The 683-nt window shown below is 47.0% G+C and carries 1 protein-coding gene; it reads right to left on the bottom strand.

Annotated features, from left to right (window positions below; genetic code table 11):
- A partial coding sequence (locus R7P74_RS26705) for a phosphoenolpyruvate carboxykinase (ATP) (RefSeq protein WP_318123677.1) occupies window positions 1-683 on the bottom strand: 683 nt, incomplete at both ends.

Genomic DNA, 683 nt, shown 5'->3' with positions numbered 1-683 from the left:
AACAACCGCCTTCGAAGTTGAAGACACCATCGTCATCCCAGCCGTGCTCATCATCACCAATTAGAGCGCGTTTAGGGTCGGTAGAGAGTGTTGTTTTACCTGTACCAGATAGGCCGAAGAATACTGCTACGTCGCCGTCTTTGCCCATGTTGGCACTACAGTGCATCGATGCGATGTCTTTCAGAGGAAGGAAGTAGTTCATCATGGCGAACATACCTTTCTTCATCTCGCCGCCGTACCAGGTACCACCGATCAGTTGTGTACGCTCAGTAAGGTTGAAGACCGTGAAGTTTTCAGAGTTCAGACCTTGCTCTTCCCATTTCGGGTTGGTGCATTTCGCGCCGTTCATTACTACGAAGTCAGGTTCAAACGTTGCAAGTTCTTCTTCGGTAGGACGAATGAACATGTTTTTTACGAAGTGTGCTTGCCATGCTACTTCTGTGATCACACGAATGCTCAAGCGAGTATCTGGGTTAGCACCACAGTAACCGTCAACGACAAATAGGCGTTTGCCAGACAACTGGTTAGTCACCAACTCTTTTAGGTCGTTCCACACTTCCTGAGTGATTGGTTTGTTGTCATTTTTTACGGTGTCAGAAGTCCACCACATGTGTTCTTCTGTCGTCGCATCTTTAACGATGTATTTATCTTTTGGTGAGCGACCAGTAAAGATGCCTGTATCA

This window comes from Vibrio sp. 2033 (assembly GCF_033339735.1).
Note: the sequence above shows the minus strand (reverse complement) of the source record. Positions and strands in the feature narration are given on the sequence as shown.